Below are 17,835 nucleotides of genomic sequence, written 5' to 3'. Positions count from 1 at the left end.
ACGCTTATTCTGTTTAATACATATTAAAAATTAACAAGTTAGACGTTCTTTTTAACGAAACTGTACTACAGTAAAAATAAAACAAGACTAAGTTGCATATGGAGCACCTAGTCGAACAACAAAAATACAACGTCACTAAACTCGCTAAGGCCTTATACAACCCGCTATGTTGCGGAATTGCAGACCATTCAATGCGAAGGGCAAGGATGACTGGTTTATGAATGAATTAGATAAAATCATCGAGCGCTCAATCAACCAAGAGCATCAATCAACGCTCGATGTGTCCAACTCCCAAGACCGAGTTACAGTAAACAAAGTCTTTGTGATTATTACTGTTTTTATATTGGGCATTGTGGTCTGGGCAACCCAAGCCACTATTGATATTACCGTATCGACAAGAGGCGAAGTTTTACTCGATTCAGACGTTGAAAAAGTACAGCATTTAGAAGGCGGTATTCTAGAAGAGCTCTATGTATCTCCTGGGGATCTTGTTTACAAAGGTCAAAAGATCGCCACATTAACTTCTCAAGACCGAGTGTCTGAATTGCAGTCCACTCGATATGAAATATCTCAACTTCAAGTAGAGAAACTCAAATACCAAGCGCTCATCAACAACACAAAACCGGATTTTTCGCGCTATGAAAACTACCCTGCTTTAGTTGAAACGCAAACCCTCTCATGGACTGAAGAGAACAATCGAAACCAATCCAATGATGAGCTGTTCTTGCATGATATTCAGCATAAAAAAGGGTTAATCGAGTCAATGAAACGCCGCGTAGCATCATCAAAGCAACAGTTAGCAGTGATTAACCAACAACTAAAAATCAAAGATCAGCTCTATAAAGAAGAGATGGCATCGCATATCGATGTACTCAACATGAAGGTACAGCACCTAAACATGTTACGTGAAATAGAAAATCTCAATGAAGGCATCTTAAACGAAAAGTTCCAACTCACCCGGCTTGAAAAACAGTTAAGTGATAACCAAAAAAATCGCAGGACCGACTACTACGCCAAACTGACGGAAGTGAACAACAACCTTGAGATCAAACAGACGCAACTCCCATCATTAACCGACAAAGTGGAAAGGCTATTAGTATTCTCTCCTGTCGATGGCAAAGTCGATAAAATCAACTTTAATTACCAATCAGCGGTAATTCCTCCTGGTGATAGCATTGCCGATATCACACCACTCAACAATGAGATGCACGCAGAGGTGAAAATCCCGCGTAAAGACGTTGGCTTCATCGAAAAAGGACAGGAGGTCAAACTCAAATTCGATACTTATAACTTTGCTAAGTACGGCATCTTATCCGGCAACATCGAATCCATATCCCGCAGCTCTTACGAAGAGAAAGAGCAAGAGTATTACATCGCCAAAATTAAGATTACCGAGAATTACCTAACGCGTAATCAAATCCAATATTACATTGCTCCTTATATGGAGTTTACTGCAGACATTAAAACCGGTAGCCGAAAAGTGATCGATTACGCCTTGAAGCCGATCATGACCGCGCTCGACGAATCATTTGATGAAAGGTAGCGGCTATGAGTCAGTCAAATAGATACACTCACAAACTAAGTCACATACTGTTTATTGTGATCGTTGCCATTTTGGGTACGAGTACGGTTTATACCATTCAGACCATCTACAGTAACAATGAACGGAGCAGCGCTCAGTCGCTAATGTTTGGTAAATCTCATGAGGTACTCAGTGATATCTCAACACTGAACTCAACGTTAGACCTATGTAGCAACAATATTGAAAGCTGTGAACAAGAGCAAGTTAACCTACTGATTACCAAACTTCAGGGCGAACTATCAGAGTTGCAACAACTGATCTCTGAAGAGAAATCACTAGCCCTTTTAACTGGAGTTATGGGGTTCGACTTGTTAGAGCTTCACTTCCAAAAATACCAAGAGACAGGTGACTTAAACCAACTAAGCCGTTCGCTGCGTGTAGCATCCGAAAAAAGCATCAATACGGTGAAAAGCTTTATCAATAACTACCACAACCAAGCTGCGCAAACCTCTCACCTACAGCTGTATACCATCGCTAGTTTCAATCTAGTGCTCTTTTTGGCGCTGTTTGTTTATGTCACCCAAAATAGTCGACTCTTAAGTCGAACCCGAGCACAAAAAGACCAAGCGCATGCAACCTTCAAACAGATATCGAGCAATCTAAAAAGCATCGATCACGAGGCAGTAAAAGCGCGAATATCAAGTGTCGAAACCTCGAGCATTGAAAAGAACATCTACGCCAAGTTGCTGTCAAGTTATGAGCAGTTAGAGGAACAAAAGTCGCAGACCGACCTTTATCAACGCCTTTACAACCTACTCGGTTACGAGGTGCGCGGTATCACCAACACCATTCAAGGTGGTATTAAATTATTGGTTAAAGACAGTGATGAAAACGGTGCGCTGCTGGCTAAAGAGATCATCTCTGCTACATGGACGTTAGAAAACCTCGCAGACAACTTTAACCGCCTATCGAACGTAGATGCACTCAATGATGACAAGAACATCGATTTCTATGACTTAATCAGCGAATTGATTGTTCTTACTGCCACCAAATCAAAGCAACAATCCAAAACGCTCGAATGCTTCGTTGACAATGCTATCCCAGCCCAACTTTACGGCAGTCAAACTGGATTGTTCTGGATATTGTTGCTCCAAATTTCCAACAAAATCGCGACACCTACGCACTCCAATGCACTACTTCATGTTGGGTGCAGTAGCTCATCACAAGTCGATAAACTGCGAATTACGCTGTCGCTCTATTTTTATCGTAGCGCCTATACCCAAATAGAGCAGCTAGACAAACTCAACTGGGGTGATGCGGTAACTAAAGACATCACCAATGTCGAACTAGCCAACAACCTGCTTACTGGGGTTAAAAACTACTCCGCGATAACAGAAACATTAGACGAAGCTGAAAAGATGGTGATTAACTTTGATGTCAATGCCTCTCAGTACGCACCTCTGACCAACCGTTTGGAAGGACGTACGATCCTGTTATGCGGTATTGATAGCTTACAGCTCGATATATTGAGACAGACCTTCGTTAATGAAGGTGCTAATGTTGTTTTAGCAAGCACCGCAAACGACATCTTTAAGATGATGAAGGATTTAAAACCTCACGACGGTATATTCTTAACTGACCACATTAAGGGGATCACTCTCGATTCATTCTGTAAAACGCTGAAAGCACGATTAGCGGCAAAAGAGATCAAACTGATGCTCTCTATGTCGAGTTCAGCCGATCTAGACGATACCTACAACCACGTTGATTATGTGTTCTACCACCCGTTCACCCCTATCGACTTCATCGACAACATTGTTAAGACATTGGACAGTGAAAGTGAGAAAGAGAGCCAGTCTGATAAGCAGTTCTTGATTGTTGAGGATGATAGAGTACAACAGATCATTCTTAACAAAATTCTCTCTAATTTTGACTTCCAGTGTCAAGGGGTAGACGACGGAGCCAAAGCCGTTGCGCTTATCAAAGAGCAACAGTTCGATATCATCTTTATGGACTGCATTATGCCAAACATGGACGGTATCGAAGCAACCACTCATATTCGCCAATACGAGCGTGATAACCACTTACCACCCACCACCATTATCGGTGCTACAGCGTTAACCAGTAATAAAGAACACAAACGCTGTGTTGATGCAGGCATGGATTACGTCATCAGTAAGCCATACAAGAATGATGAGATTTACTCGGTCATCAAGAAATACATGGCGATCAGGAAGGTGGGTTAATGAAATCAGCGTTTGATTCAAGAAGGTATAAAAAGCCGACCTTAGGTTTACCCTTAATCGGTTTAATCACGCTTGTAAGTAGTATCGACTCCCATGCTGGTGAGCTGTCTGTCGTGATCAATGGAGCGATTGAAAATAACTACAGTATCATCAACTCAAGATATGAAATTCAAAGTACTGAGTTTGATAAAGACATCAGTTCCGCCTTTTTCTATCCAACTATCAATGCCAACGCCAATACCACATGGAACGAATCCGACGTACGTGCCTTACAGCCAAGTAACCAAAACTACAACAGCAATGGTTATACGCTGTCACTGTCTCAAACCTTGCTCGATGTGTCGCGCTACAACACTTACCGCGAATCTGAGCTAGATGTTCAGATCAGCAAACTGCAACACGACAAACTGGTTAATGATACAGTGGTTGAAGTTGTAGATAACTACTTTTCTTATCTAAAGTTTCATGCCCAAAGAAAAGCGACCGATGCTCAGTATCGTTCGTCGGTATCTCGTCTAAAGCAGGTAACTCGTAATAATGAGCTAGGTAATCTACCTAAGACGGATGTTTACGAAACTCAAGCGAGAAAGAACACCACCAGCAAGCAGATTTCAGATATTAACAAACAGATAAACTTGTCGTTGAATCAGTTGCAATCAACGTCACAGACTCAAGTCGTTCCCTCTTTTGACCTAGCGCTCAACAATCAATATCTGCCCATCTCAGATTCAGAAAAAGCGCAACTTAAGAGGAGACTGGTTGAAGCGAATTTCGACATTGCAATTGCAAAGTCACTATTGGATAAGTCCAAACGCACTCTGAGCAAGTCGCGTTCTGACTTCTATCCAACTCTTCAAGCTTCTGCCAATTACGAGTACGAAGACAGTAACCGTGACAACTCTAAAACCGACACCACAACCTACAGCTTAACCGTCAATTTGCCGATTTTTGAAGGCGGTAGCGACTATTACGAATATCAAAAAAACAAGGGCCGCATTCAGCAGTTCTCAGCCCAATATGACCAAGCGTTGAATGACGCGCAGTTTGCTCTCGACGATACAGTGCTAACCATAAATGCCAATATCGAAGCCATGTCCTACCTACGTGCGGCTGTAATCGCAAACTATCGCGTTTACCAAGGCAATAAGAAAGCTTATCGACTCGGAACGAAAACGTTAACCGACCTGCTCAACTCTGAATCTGACCTTTTTGATAGCATCCGCGAGTACTATACCAATCAGTATGACTACGTCATTAATGTAACCAAACTGAGAGCACTATTTGGAGCGATAGACCTAGAAGAGCTCAACCGTATTTCTGAGCGGATGATACCTATCGAGGACACTTTTGACTTATCGATCATCGACAGCTTGTCTGCGCAAGGAGAAGGATAATGGACAAACTAAATTACCTTCCTAAACTGAGTGCAAGCGACACTGGCTTTTTGGTGATTTCTAGCATACTGACCACAATACTCGGATTGGTACTGCCGTTTTCGATACTGATCATTTTTGACCGAATCATTCCAAATGAATCCAGTTCTTCTCTCTATTTCATCTTCGCGATTATCCTTGTCGCAATCATGCTCGACTATAAGATCAAAAATATTGAAGAGTCGATGGTATCAAGAATTGGCAACCGATTTGAACAATCTACGACCAATCAGATATTCAATGCGATATGTCACTCAGACACGGTTCAATTTAAAAAACTGGATACTGGGTCTTACTTGGAAAGGCTCACTACCATTCTCGGGCTTCGCTCCTACTACAGTGGTGAGCTAATCGGCGCAGTCATCAACGCATTTACTTGTCTTGTTACTCTGCTGATCATTGCGGTTATCAACTCGCCAGCGGGTCTTATCCTGCTGATCAGTGCCGTTTTTCTGCTGGCTACAGCTCTCCACTTATCAAATAGTAAAGTCGCTTTGATGCAGAAAAAATCCGATATCGATGGCACCACCAACTCAAATATCATCGATATCATATCCAACCCGCTCGATATCAAAGGTCGTTCGATGGAGTATCGACTAGAAAACCTTATGAATACCATGATCAAAGAGCGCGAGTACTACACTAGCGAATTTGAAAAACAAGAATCAAAGTTCAGCCTAACCTTAACCTTAATTCAGCAACTGGCTGTCATTTTAACTGTGGTAACCAGTGCCGTTGCGGTGATTAACCTCGATATCAGCCAAGGGGTGATGGCAGCTATCATTCTTCTGACCAATCGCTTTTTTGGCCCCTACCAACAAACCATGCGAGCCATTAGCCAATGGAAGGTTAACAAGAGCTATATCAAGAGATTGAATGAAATCATAGAGATAGCAACTGAGCACACACCCAACCAGTTGGTGGGTATGCCGCCAGAATCTGTCAGCTACCAAGGTCAGGAGCATTATCAGTTTCGAGCCAATAAAATTACTGTTCTTTCAGGTCAGTCTGGTTCCGGTAAGTCTTCTATTTTACGAGGTCTAAGCCAGTATTCTGACAAACCAACTTTGGAAGGAGAACTCGACGACAATGTCATCGATAACATTATCATGGTCAATAAACACAGCACTTTTGTTGATGGCACGATCATCGATAACATCACCTGCTTTCGACCTGAGCTGCACAAAGCTGCCTACTCTTTATGCGAAACGTTAGGGATCAAAGGAGATATCGACGACCTTAAGCAAGGCTTTTATACCGAGATCACCACCACAGGCATCAAACCATTCTCGCGTAAAGTTAACTTTGCACTGCTTATTGTCCGTGCGCTACTCAGCAACAAGAAGATCGTACTCATCGATGACTTCGACCTCTCATATGAAGTCGACTTTTCAGCTAGTTTGCTCTCTTGCTTACGTCCAAGGATCAACTCTTATTTATTCGTCATCGCTAGTAACAAGATAAAACACAAAGATCGTAACATAGAACACATCAAAGCTCGCGAGGTGGCTTAGCATGGATACATTGATTGCTTTTGACGAGATAAAAGCGCGGCTACTGCACTTTCGTGAAGGCCACCTATCGACACGTTATGCTGAGAACCCACTATTACTCGGTTTAAGTTACACACTGGTCGCTCTTCAATGGGAAGGCACTGCTGAGCTTCTATCAGATACGTTTATCAGCGACAAAGACCACTTTAAAGCCTTTGATGCGACACTCTCACGACTTGGATATCAATGTCTACACCAAAAGATCACCCATCATAGACAGCTAGAAACACTCAGTTGCCCAGCGTTTATATCCATTAATCGCCAGAACTACATTTTACTGGGTGTCGAAAAAGAGGTACTGCATCTATACGACTACGAAAATGATATCCCTATTGAGAGTCCTCTGCCGGCAAAATTTAAGGCTCGTGTTTGTGCCATATCGAGCTACTCACGGATCTTTCGAGAGCCGCCGCCTGAATCCCAAGACAAACGTAATTGGGTAAAACACATTTTCTATGAACACAGTGCTGAGTTCAAAAGTCTCGCCCTATTGAGTCTTTTCATCACCCTATTTGGGACCATACAACCGTTTTTCATTATGGGCGTTTATACCTTTGCGTTGACCGCAGATTCAACCTCAACCTTGTATTGGCTAGCCTCTGGCGCAATTGCCGTCGCTCTTATGGAACACTACTTGAAGCGGCAGAGAATGAGTATTCTCAATACATCAGGACAGGAGCTTGCCCACTATATCTCTTACCATGTCATCTCTAAATTATTGTGGCTGCCCTACGCGATGACTTCCAGTGCCACCACCTCTTCACAGTTAGCACGATTGAAAGACATCGACCAATTTAGACAGCTAGTGACAGCAGAGTCGAGCCTAAGCTACTTCGATCTGCCCTTTATTTTTATCTTTCTGGTTGCGATTTTTGTTATGTCTGGCAGTGCTGCGATTACCGTTCTAATTGGTATTGCGATAATGGTGGTGTTTTGTATTTATGCCCGCTACATCTACCTACAAGCGACGTCACGAAGCTCTCGTGCCAATGCGATGGTCTCTTATCAATGGAACGAACTATTAAATAATGTTGGCTCAATACAAAAGCTTCCGCTGCTCTCCGTCGTCAAATCCCGCTTCAACGCTGCACTAACCCAACGTTTGAAAGACTCCCATAAAGTATCAATCACCAACTCTAAAATTCAACAACTCGGCAGTAGCCTGATTCAAGTAATAGGTACCGCCAGCATCGTCACTGCGGTATCTGCAGTGATGGCCGGAGAAGCCAATCCAGGTGCAATGCTTGCGATCATCATTCTAGTTTGGAAGACACTAACGCCCATCATGGGGATCTACAATTCACTCGCAAAAATCGACACGATTAAAGCTTCCTCTTCTCAAATCAATGCTTTAATGTCGCTTGACGATGACAGAACTAAAATGGAGAAAAGCCCGCCCATACAAGAATTAGGTGGTCGCGTTAACATCAAGGGGTTGTCTCACCGTTATCCAGGAGTTGGAGGTGGCTTAACCAACCTATCTATTGGGATCACTCCAGGGCAAAAAGTGGCGGTATGCGCACCGTCTGGTGCCGGTAAAACCACCTTAATGAATATACTTGCAGGGATAGAAACCCGTTTTCAGGGCCAACTGCTGTACGATGGCTATAACGTTGCTCAGTTCAACAACTTCAGACTGAGAAGCAGCCTGACCTATATCCCATTTAATATGCACCTTTACCCGTCTACTGTTCACGCTAACTACACGGTATATAACGGATATGTACAAGAGGAAACCATTGATGAGATGCTCAACTTCTTTGATCTACTTCCTTATTTACCTCAAGGCAAGGACACCCTATTAACGACCGATTTCCTTGACCGACTTCCTGATGGCGTCTATCGAAAACTGGTACTGGCAATCGGTCTGGGAGACTGTCACAAAAAGATTCTCATTCTCGATGAACCCTTCGTTGGCGCCGAAAATGAAAACAGTCGTTATATAACGCTGTTGTTTAAGGAGAGATTAGCGTACAGCACGGTAATCTTTACCACCACTAGCAAAGCCATGATTGCCGTTTCAGACCGATGTCTGCTGTTAGAAAAAGATGGTTCACAGAAGTTTTTCGGAACGCCTGATAAAGTACTGCAGGCCGCCCCCTCAATGATTAACTAACCCTGATAAAGGTTGCATCAGGAAATAAAAACTGAAAGACGAAAATAACGAATACTCATTATTCAGAATTGCGCAATAGTAAAACAATTAAGCGACAGCGAGCTTTAAATCTGTAAAGTGCCAACCGTCATTGTTCAGTGATAACCCTTAAAGTTATGGTTTTATTCACATTATTGATAGATCATACTGTTTCAATTGGTTTTGATTTTATAAATTAAAATACATAATCAACCCGCCGCTTAAGCGCCCATTAGAATATGACCAACAATTACATAAGCATTGCCAAGACTTCACTCCATTTTATTGCATCTTTTTGTTTTTCTATGGCTTTGCTCCTTCCCATTACTCCATTTCACTACAAAGACGTGAGTGAAAAGTCGATGGTAATCGCAGAAACAAAGTTGGATGAGATAAAGGCAAAGTTCGATTCTTTTCTAACGACACAAAATGCCAGTCTTCCGTGTAAAGCCTTTGTACGAGAGCTTAGACAAACGGTATTTGACACGGACTGGGTGAAAGAGGCAGCGATATATAATAATCAAGACTACTTTTATTGTTCAACAACCGAAGGCGACGTTTGGTTTCCTCTGTATCAGACCATCAGCAGTCGAATAAACAAAGACCCAAACTTAACGACACTCTCCTATACCAATTCTGCGATTTCCCAGTCCAAAGCCATAATGCTGATCTTCAAAGATCAAGTGAGTCAAGAAGGTGTTAGCCTTTTGATTCCACCTCACTACATTTCAGACATAGTTGAAGACCACCTTTCCCAATATGGATTAAATTCAAAAGTTGAGGTGATACACCGAGATATTTCTGAGCTAGAGCCAGTCTCATACATTAAAACTCTAAAAATAGAGTCTGACACCTACCCGTTAACCGTCATATCTTATGCAGGCTATGGCTATTACCTCAATTTCTTTCTCAAATACTCTTGGTTTGGCTTTCTTGGTGCTGGTATCGCGACCATCATTGCATTGAACATCAAACATAAAAGGCAGGGACAAAGAGGGTTGGAGTATTCACTGTCTAACGCCATGAAAAACAAACACTTACATGTTCACCTTCAGCCTATCGTTGACCAGCGCACTTCCCAAGTTGTCGGTTGCGAGTCACTGCTACGATGGAACGATCCAATCGAAGGCAGCGTTTCGCCCGCGATTTTCATTCCCCTCGCGGAGAGTCTTGGGTTAATCGAAGATCTCACCTACTTTGTGCTTGAGCAGGTGTTAAGCACCCTAAAAGCAAATGGAGCGCTTTTTGAGAATAGATACATCAGCGTCAATATCAGTCGCAATGTTGTCTCTAATCCAGATTTCGCAGACCGTACTCTAAGAATGTTCCGTAAGAATCCGGATGTGTTGAACAAAATTGTCTTTGAGGTTACCGAAGACGGTGAGTGCCTTGAAAAAGACATGGTCACCATCAGAACAAATCTAAACAAACTGGCAGAGGTTGGTGTAGAGATCGCGATAGATGACTTCGGTACAGGCTACGCAGGATTGGACTTTGTTCGTCAATTCCCTTTTAGTGTTCTTAAAATTGACCGAGTGTTTGTTAAAAATATCTCAGATTCAACAAGCTTAGGGGTCCCTATTCTTGAGTCGATGCTTCAATTGGCCGACTCGCTTGGAATGGCGGTTATCGTTGAAGGGGTAGAGAACGAATCACAAGTCAATACGCTAAAAGGTCTGGGGGTAACCTACATCCAAGGTTTCTACTACTACAAACCAATGCCAAAGAAACTCGCCCTAGAGATATTAAAACAGCAAGACCTGATTCGATATGAAGGGTTTAAGTTGCTCCCTTCATGAAGAATAACCAGACACAGTGTTGGCAACGTGAGGACAACGCACCTTCTCAAAAAACAGTGAATAGAAAATAGAAAATAAAAAAGAGGCCTTGTCACAATGTAACAAGGCCTCTAACAAAACGCTAAACCCATATTTTGCTATTAAGCACTATGCCAGTTAGCAGTCTTTTTCAATTTAAAACAACTAATTACGATTATACGTCGTAAGTTGTAGAAGCAGTATCGCCGCCTGTACCAGTCCAGTTAGTGTGGAAGAACTCACCACGTGGACGGTCAGTACGCTCGTAAGTGTGAGCACCGAAGTAGTCACGTTGAGCTTGAAGCAGGTTCGCTGGTAGACGTGCAGTTGTGTAACCGTCTAGGAAAGATAGCGCAGAAATCGTACATGGCATTGGAATACCAGATTCTAGAGATTTCGCTGCTACTTTACGCCATGCCGCTAGGCTACCTTGTAGGATGTTCTTGAAGTACTCATCAGAACCTAGGAACGCGATGTCTGGGTTTGCTTCGTACGCATCACGGATGTTGCCTAGGAATGCAGAACGGATGATACAACCACCACGCCACATTAGTGCTACGTTACCGTAGTTTAGGTCCCAGCCGTTCTCGTTAGACGCTTCGCGCATTAGCATGAAGCCTTGAGCGTAAGAGATGATCTTAGAAGCGAGTAGTGCTTGACGAAGTGCATCAACCCACTCTTGCTTGTCGCCTTCAACTGGAGTGATTGTCTTACCGAATAGAGATTCAGCTTCAACACGTTGATCTTTAAGCGCAGATAGACAACGAGAGAATACAGACTCAGAGATAAGCGTTAGAGGAATGCCTAGGTCTAGTGCATTGATACCCGTCCATTTACCCGTACCTTTCTGACCAGCTGTATCTAGGATCTTCTCAACTAGAGGCTCACCGTCTTCATCTTTGTAGCCAAGGATGTCAGCCGTGATTTCAACAAGGTAGCTGTCTAGCTCAGTCTTGTTCCAATCAGCGAATACTGCTTGCATCTCGTCTGCAGACATACCAAGACCATCTTTCATGAACTGGTAAGCTTCAGTGATAAGCTGCATGTCGCCGTATTCGATACCGTTGTGTACCATCTTAACGAAGTGGCCAGCGCCGTCGTTACCAACCCAGTCACAACAAGGTTCGCCAGCGTCAGTTTTTGCAGAGATACCTTGGAAGATTGGCTTAACCGCTTCCCAAGCTTCAGCTGCGCCGCCTGGCATGATTGAAGGACCGAAACGTGCACCTTCTTCGCCACCTGATACACCCGTACCGATGAAGTGAATGCCTTTTTCACGACAGTGAGCAACACGACGGTTTGTGTCTGGGTAGTTAGTGTTACCACCGTCAATGATGATGTCGCCTTCGTCTAGAAGTGGAATTAGGTTGTCGATGAAAGTATCAACAACTGCACCAGCACGAACCATTAGCATCACTTTACGTGGTGCTTCTAGCTTCTCAACAAGCTCTTCTAGAGAGTAAGCACCAACGATGTTTGTACCTTTCGCTGGACCTTCTAGGAACTCGTCTACTTTCGCAGCAGTACGGTTGTGAGCAACAACTTTAAAGCCGTTGTCATTCATGTTTAGGATAAGGTTTTGACCCATTACTGCTAGGCCAATTACACCGATATCACCTTTCATTATTTATATCTCCTTGCGGCTATTCGCGATTATGCGATAGCACTTGCTGCATTTGAATCTAGGAACCACTCTGTTTCGCCAGTTTTAGACTGGATTTTCGCTGCCGGGTAAGGCAGTTCTGAAGCAGGAGTTGTATGAATTTCTTTAACGATATCAACTTTGCCAGCACCCAGTACTAGATAGCTGATTCGTTTTGACGCTTCTAAAACCTTAGCTGTTTTAGAAACACGGATTTGACCAGACTCAGGGTGAGAAGCCAGTACAGACAGGTTCTCATCTTGGTAGTTCGTTGCACCTGGGAATAGTGATGCTGTGTGGCCATCTGCGCCAACGCCTAACAGGATCCAATCGAAAACAGGTGTACCGTTTTCTGTTGGAATGACTTCTGCCATCTCTTTTGCAAAACGCTCTGCTTCCGCTTTAGGCTCATCTTCACCACGGATACGGTGGATGTTCTCAGCAGGAAGGTTGACCTGAGAGAATAGAAGTGCATTTGCTTCACCATAGTTGCTTTCCGCATCATCTGGTGCCACGCAACGCTCGTCGCCCCACCAGAAGTGAAGGTTTTTCCATTGAATACCTTCTGCGTATGGCGCCTGTGCCAACAGTTTGAATAGCATTTTTGGCGTGCTACCACCTGAAAGAGAAATATGTACAGGTTTGCCCTGCTCGCTGTACGCTTTCATTTCGTTTGCTAGGTTTTCAACAACTAGCTCTGGCGTTTCAAAGATCTTATGGTTGATCATAATTCGCAATAATCCGTGTCTGTTAAGTTTTTGCATGGGAAACGCCATGCGCGGCCATCACGTTGCAGAAGTTCATCTGCTTCCTGCGGGCCCCAAGTACCACAAGCATAGCCAAATAGAGCTTGAGGATCTTGTTTGAAATCTAAGATAGGTTGAACGTACTTCCAACACGCTTCTACCGCATCAGTACGTGCAAACAGAGTCGCGTCGCCATTCAGTGCATCAAGAAGTAGACGCTCGTATGCTGTTAGCATTTGAGTCTCAGGCAAGTCAGAGTAAGAGAAGTTCATTTTCACTTCTTTTGCTTTAAAGCCTGCGCCTGGTTCTTTCAAACCAAAGCTCATTTGGATGCCTTCGTCCGGTTGAATACGGATAATCAGCTTGTTCTCTGGTGCATCTTGACCAAATACTGGGTGTGGCGTGTTCTTAAAGTGAATCACGATTTCCGTCACACGCGTTGGTAGTCGTTTACCTGTACGCACGTAGAAAGGAACCCCATTCCAACGCCAGTTATTGATGTGAGCTTTAAGACCAATGTATGTCTCAGTACGAGAATCATCCGCAACCCCCGGCTCTTCACGGTAACCAACTAGGTGCTGACCACGTACATCTGACGCCGTATATTGACCAAGAACCAAGTCTTTACGTAGGTCTTCCTCTTCAAGAGGTTTTAGACACTGCAATACTTTAACCACTTCGTCACGAATCGAATCTGCATTGATTTGTGCAGGCGGTTCCATACCAACCATTGCTAATACTTGTAGCAGATGGTTTTGGAACATATCGCGCACAGCACCAGAACCATCGTAGTATCCGCCACGCTCTTCAACACCAAGGAACTCAGCACCTGTGATTTCAACGTAATCAATAAAGTTACGGTTCCACAGTGGTTCAAACATTGCGTTGGAGAAACGAAGTACGAGAAGGTTTTGTACCGTCTCTTTACCTAGGTAATGGTCGATACGGTAGATCTGGTGTTCTTGGAAGTGATGATGGATTTCTTCATCTAGCGCCTGGGCAGATGCTAAATCATAACCAAATGGTTTTTCGATGATAAGACGGCGCCAGCCGTTAGACTCATCGTTCAGGCCATGTGCTGCTAGGTTAGCTGGAATCACACCATATAGACTTGGTGGTGTTGCCAAGTAGAATAGAGTGTTGTGATTTTCGAATTGATAATCTTGTTCTAGCTTGTCTAGGCGCTGTGCTAGACGAGCATAATCTTCTGTGTCAGAGGTATTAATCGCTTGGTAGTGCAAGTGGTTAATGAACGCGTCTAGCGTCTCTGGCTCAGTTTCTTCCATTTCCTGAAGGGATTTCTTCAGCTTTTCACGGTAAGACTCATCGCTGTACTCAGTACGGCTCACTCCAAGAATCGCAAAGGATTCCGGCAGTTGATTGCTAGCATACAAGTGGTATAAAGCGGGGATCAGCTTACGATACGTGAGATCGCCCGACGCACCAAAAATAACGATGCTGCTGTTTTCAGGTATTACCATCATCTTTCCTATAAAAACAAGGTTTTCAGTATTCGCCAACGGTATCAGCGACATACAAAAATAGATAATAGGTCTTGGCTATTAGTTAAATAGCGAGCGCCTATCACACTAGAGAATGCGTTTGGTAAACGAGGGTGATATAGATCACCTCAATTCGGGTCAGTATTGTCTATGACTATTTGATTTACATCAACCACTGTGAGGGCAATCGATTAAATATTGACTCATTTAATACAAATAATTTGCCATTACTTAGAACAAAAATGATTAAACGACAACGGAACTGCATTCCAAATCATTGTAGTGAAAAATAAATGGGATCTGGTCGGTGGAGTAGCACGAAAAACCAGTTTAATCGCTGTTTAGTAGTGAAATATTAAACTGGTTTTATAATTTGTAATGTTCTGAATCAGTGCCTGAGTTCATTCGCGAACGCCAAGCTGGGAAAGGAGGCCAATAAAGTAAGTCGATTCAAGCGACATTCTCAAGAGATTACCGAGTCGCTTTATTGTAACAACGTTCTGGTCGACCCACTGAACCATAGTTAAGGTCAGCGTTCAGTTCGCCAGTCGTGATCAAGTATTCAAGGTATCGACGAGCAGTAGTACGACTCGCGCCAATACGCTCCCCTGCCTCATCTGCTGTCAGATCTTTCGTTTCGGCACTTTCAAATAGCGCTCGGATTTTATCAAGCGTCACGCCATCAATACCTTTCGGCAGCGTTGCTATTGGCTTAGAGTCGGCTTGATTGGCCGCTTGCAACATCTTATCAACTAAGCCTTGGTTGAGATCCGATACACTCTCGAGTTCTTGTTGTTGCGAACGATATTTTTTAAGTGATGCCTCTAGGCGTGGAAACATCACAGGCTTAAGCAAATAGTCAACAACGCCACCTCGCATTGCCTGCTGAAGCGTATCAACATCGCGTGCCGCCGTGATTAAGATGACATCACAGCCTTGGTTGTTGCCTCTCACATGATTCAAAATATCCAAACCACAGCCGTCTGGTAAGTAAACATCAAGCAGTACAAGGTCAGGCTTTAGTATATCTAACTGCATGATCGCTTCGGTTTGGGAGGTTGCAATCCCAACCACATCGAACCCGCCAATCTGCTCTAAATAGCGATGGTGCAACTCTGCAATCGCAATATCATCTTCAATGACCATGACTTTAGTGACGGCATTCATTTAACGCTCTTCCTTAAACGATATTTGTTCTTCTTTTGGTAGGTAAACGGTCGTCCGTGTACCAAAATCTCTGTTTTCAACCATGTCGAGTTGGCCTTGATATCGATCGGCAATTTGCTTAACCAAATACAAACCCACACCTCGGTTCTGCTTAGCTTTACTCGAAACCCCTTTGCGCGTGAGATCTTCAATAGCCAGTCCCTCTGGTAAACCGCACCCTTTGTCATCAACTTCAAGAATCACTTCATTACCATAATCACTGACTGAAACTTCGATAATACGTCTCGCAGGCGGGAATGATTCCGTTTGGCTAATTGCCATTCGAGTCGCATCAAAGGCGTTGTCAATCAGATTCCCCAAGATGGTCACGACATCATCTGCGTTTAACCATTTTGGTAGAGTCTCTAATCGAGAGCCCTCTTCTACCACCAGCTCTAATCCAATCTCGCGAGCACGCTCTGTTTTACCTAATAGCATACCTGCCACAAGAGGCTCTTTGACGGTCTCTCTCAAAAACTCGATAAGGCTCTGATAGTGTGCGGTTTCTTGGCCAATTAAATGTTGCACCGCTTCTAGCTCACCCATTTGCAACATGCCGCTAATAGTGTTGAGCTTATTGCGATGTTCGTGAGTTTGAGAGCGTAGCAGGTCAGCATACTCTTTGGTTTGCGATAGCTGCTCGGTGAGATCATTAATCTCATCCCTTAATCTAAAACTCGACACCGCACCAACCACCTCACCCGCCACCACGATTGGGCTACGGTTTGCGATAATGCGCTTATTGTTTAGATAAAGCTCAATGTCGTGATCCGTTTGTCCACTCGATAGTAATTGCTCAAGATCACTGCTTGGCACAACTTGAGAAAACGGTTTGTTAAGTGACGATTCTCTATCGATAGAGAGAATATCGCAGGCACTCTTGTTGATTGAACGAAGGACGCCGTGATTGTCGATACTCAGAATACCCTCTTTCACCGTGCTCATAGTGACATCAAGCTCGACGTACAGACGACCGATCTCTTCAGGTTCAAAACCAAGAATTGCTCTTTGGAAACGTCTCGATACATAACTAGAAATCAAGGCATTAACAGCGACAACCAACAATGCCATGATGATCAAGAACGCCAGATACGGTTCGATTCTATCTTGCAAAGAGTCAAGCAGATAACCAACAGAGACTACGCCAATAATCTCGCCATTTGAGTCTTTAACCGCAGATTTACCACGAACCGAAAGCCCTAAAGAACCTTTGGCGGTAGACACATAGGACTCACCGAAAACCAATGCTTTCTGGTTATCCCCACCTCGCATCGGCTTACCCAACCTTTCATCAACGGGGTGAACAAGTCGAATCCCCTGCTGGTCGCCAATAACAATGAATGCTGCGCCAATCAAATGGGTTAAGTTACGGAAACGTTGTTGATGTTCAGAATTTATCTGAGACGAGAGATCGGGATGGCTTGTATGACGTTGAATCAGGTCGATAACACGTGGCGATTCAGAAAGGAATTCTGCCACACCCAAGGCTTTAAGCCCCATCTCTTCTTCTTGGGAGTGTTTGATGTAAGCAAAACCAGCCGCGCTAAGAATCAACAACTCGACTAACCCTGTCACTGTCATAATAATCAGCAATCTTTTCCTAAAGCTGATACTGCTCCACTTCATCGACACCTACTCCCTATGCGATCCAACAATGTTAACATCAAGTTAATTCTGAAAGACTTCAAAGGTTCAGATTTGTGACTAAAGCGCGTGTTATTAACAGAAATTTTCATCTAAAACCGATTAACTTCTGATTTAGACAAACCTAAAAATCATTTTTTAGAAATTCTGGACTCTTGCAGTCCGTTTCCTGATTAATTGTTGACCTAGATCACTCCGATTTTAGCTGTTTTTTAGGTTGGTTATAAAAAACACAATTATACTAGTTGCACATGACCAGGGTGGTCATAAAGCAACCAATTAAGAGACACCGTTTCTCTTGAGAGCAGACACTACGAAACAGGTAACACACTGGTAACAATTGGCGATTATCGTATGTGTCACGCGAGCACGTAGCGAATGTGTTCAACT

General features: G+C 43.5%; 11 protein-coding genes. 6 read left to right on the top strand and 5 right to left on the bottom strand.

Annotated elements, in window-relative coordinates:
* The first annotated feature begins 217 nt into the window (after positions 1-217).
* The 6 genes from AC6I7V_RS06205 (at position 218) to AC6I7V_RS06180 (ending at position 10,687) form a co-directional block, all read left to right on the top strand.
* Complete coding sequence (locus AC6I7V_RS06205; RefSeq protein ID WP_498011556.1) at positions 218-1,543, top strand: HlyD family type I secretion periplasmic adaptor subunit; 1,326 nt, start codon at positions 218-220, stop codon at positions 1,541-1,543.
* A 5-nt stretch (positions 1,544-1,548) separates the two neighbouring features.
* Complete coding sequence (locus tag AC6I7V_RS06200; protein WP_498011555.1) at positions 1,549-3,768, top strand: response regulator; 2,220 nt, start codon at positions 1,549-1,551, stop codon at positions 3,766-3,768.
* Positions 3,768-5,162, top strand: a complete 1,395-nt coding sequence (locus tag AC6I7V_RS06195; RefSeq protein WP_498011554.1) for a TolC family protein — start codon at positions 3,768-3,770, stop codon at positions 5,160-5,162. Before AC6I7V_RS06200 ends, AC6I7V_RS06195 begins: the two co-directional genes overlap by 1 nt.
* Positions 5,162-6,715 carry an ABC transporter transmembrane domain-containing protein gene (locus AC6I7V_RS06190; protein ID WP_498011553.1) on the top strand — a complete coding sequence of 518 codons (1,554 nt, stop codon included), beginning with the start codon at positions 5,162-5,164 and terminating at the stop codon, positions 6,713-6,715. The genes AC6I7V_RS06195 and AC6I7V_RS06190 overlap by 1 nt, the downstream gene beginning before the upstream one ends.
* Before the next feature lies 1 nt (position 6,716).
* Positions 6,717-8,870 carry an ATP-binding cassette domain-containing protein gene (locus tag AC6I7V_RS06185; RefSeq protein WP_498011552.1) on the top strand — a complete coding sequence of 718 codons (2,154 nt, stop codon included), beginning with the start codon at positions 6,717-6,719 and terminating at the stop codon, positions 8,868-8,870.
* A 257-nt stretch (positions 8,871-9,127) separates the two neighbouring features.
* Positions 9,128-10,687, top strand: coding sequence for an EAL domain-containing protein (locus tag AC6I7V_RS06180; protein ID WP_498011551.1), 1,560 nt, complete (start codon positions 9,128-9,130; stop codon positions 10,685-10,687).
* Between the two features lie 193 nt (positions 10,688-10,880).
* Here AC6I7V_RS06180 and gnd read toward each other — a convergent pair whose 3' ends face one another.
* The 5 genes from gnd to AC6I7V_RS06155 all read right to left on the bottom strand — a co-directional run bounded on the left by gnd (position 10,881) and on the right by AC6I7V_RS06155 (position 17,427).
* Positions 10,881-12,329: a decarboxylating NADP(+)-dependent phosphogluconate dehydrogenase gene (gene gnd / locus AC6I7V_RS06175; RefSeq protein WP_004742688.1), complete on the bottom strand. Its 1,449-nt coding sequence runs from the start codon at positions 12,327-12,329 to the stop codon at positions 10,881-10,883.
* 29 nt (positions 12,330-12,358) lie between these two features.
* The gene (gene pgl, locus AC6I7V_RS06170) at positions 12,359-13,075 is read right to left on the bottom strand and encodes a 6-phosphogluconolactonase (protein ID WP_255231827.1); all 717 of its coding nucleotides are present in this window, start codon (positions 13,073-13,075) and stop codon (positions 12,359-12,361) included.
* Positions 13,072-14,574, bottom strand: a complete 1,503-nt coding sequence (zwf, locus tag AC6I7V_RS06165) for a glucose-6-phosphate dehydrogenase (protein WP_498011653.1) — start codon at positions 14,572-14,574, stop codon at positions 13,072-13,074. The genes pgl and zwf overlap by 4 nt, the downstream gene beginning before the upstream one ends.
* A 492-nt stretch (positions 14,575-15,066) precedes the next feature.
* Positions 15,067-15,762: a response regulator gene (locus AC6I7V_RS06160; RefSeq protein ID WP_255230839.1), complete on the bottom strand. Its 696-nt coding sequence runs from the start codon at positions 15,760-15,762 to the stop codon at positions 15,067-15,069.
* Positions 15,763-17,427, bottom strand: coding sequence for an ATP-binding protein (locus AC6I7V_RS06155; protein ID WP_255230840.1), 1,665 nt, complete (start codon positions 17,425-17,427; stop codon positions 15,763-15,765).
* Positions 17,428-17,835 lie beyond the last annotated feature (408 nt).

This window comes from Vibrio sp. KUL70 (assembly GCF_059725515.1).
The sequence above is the reverse complement of the archived record's forward strand: the minus strand, read 5'-3'. Positions and strand labels throughout refer to the sequence as shown.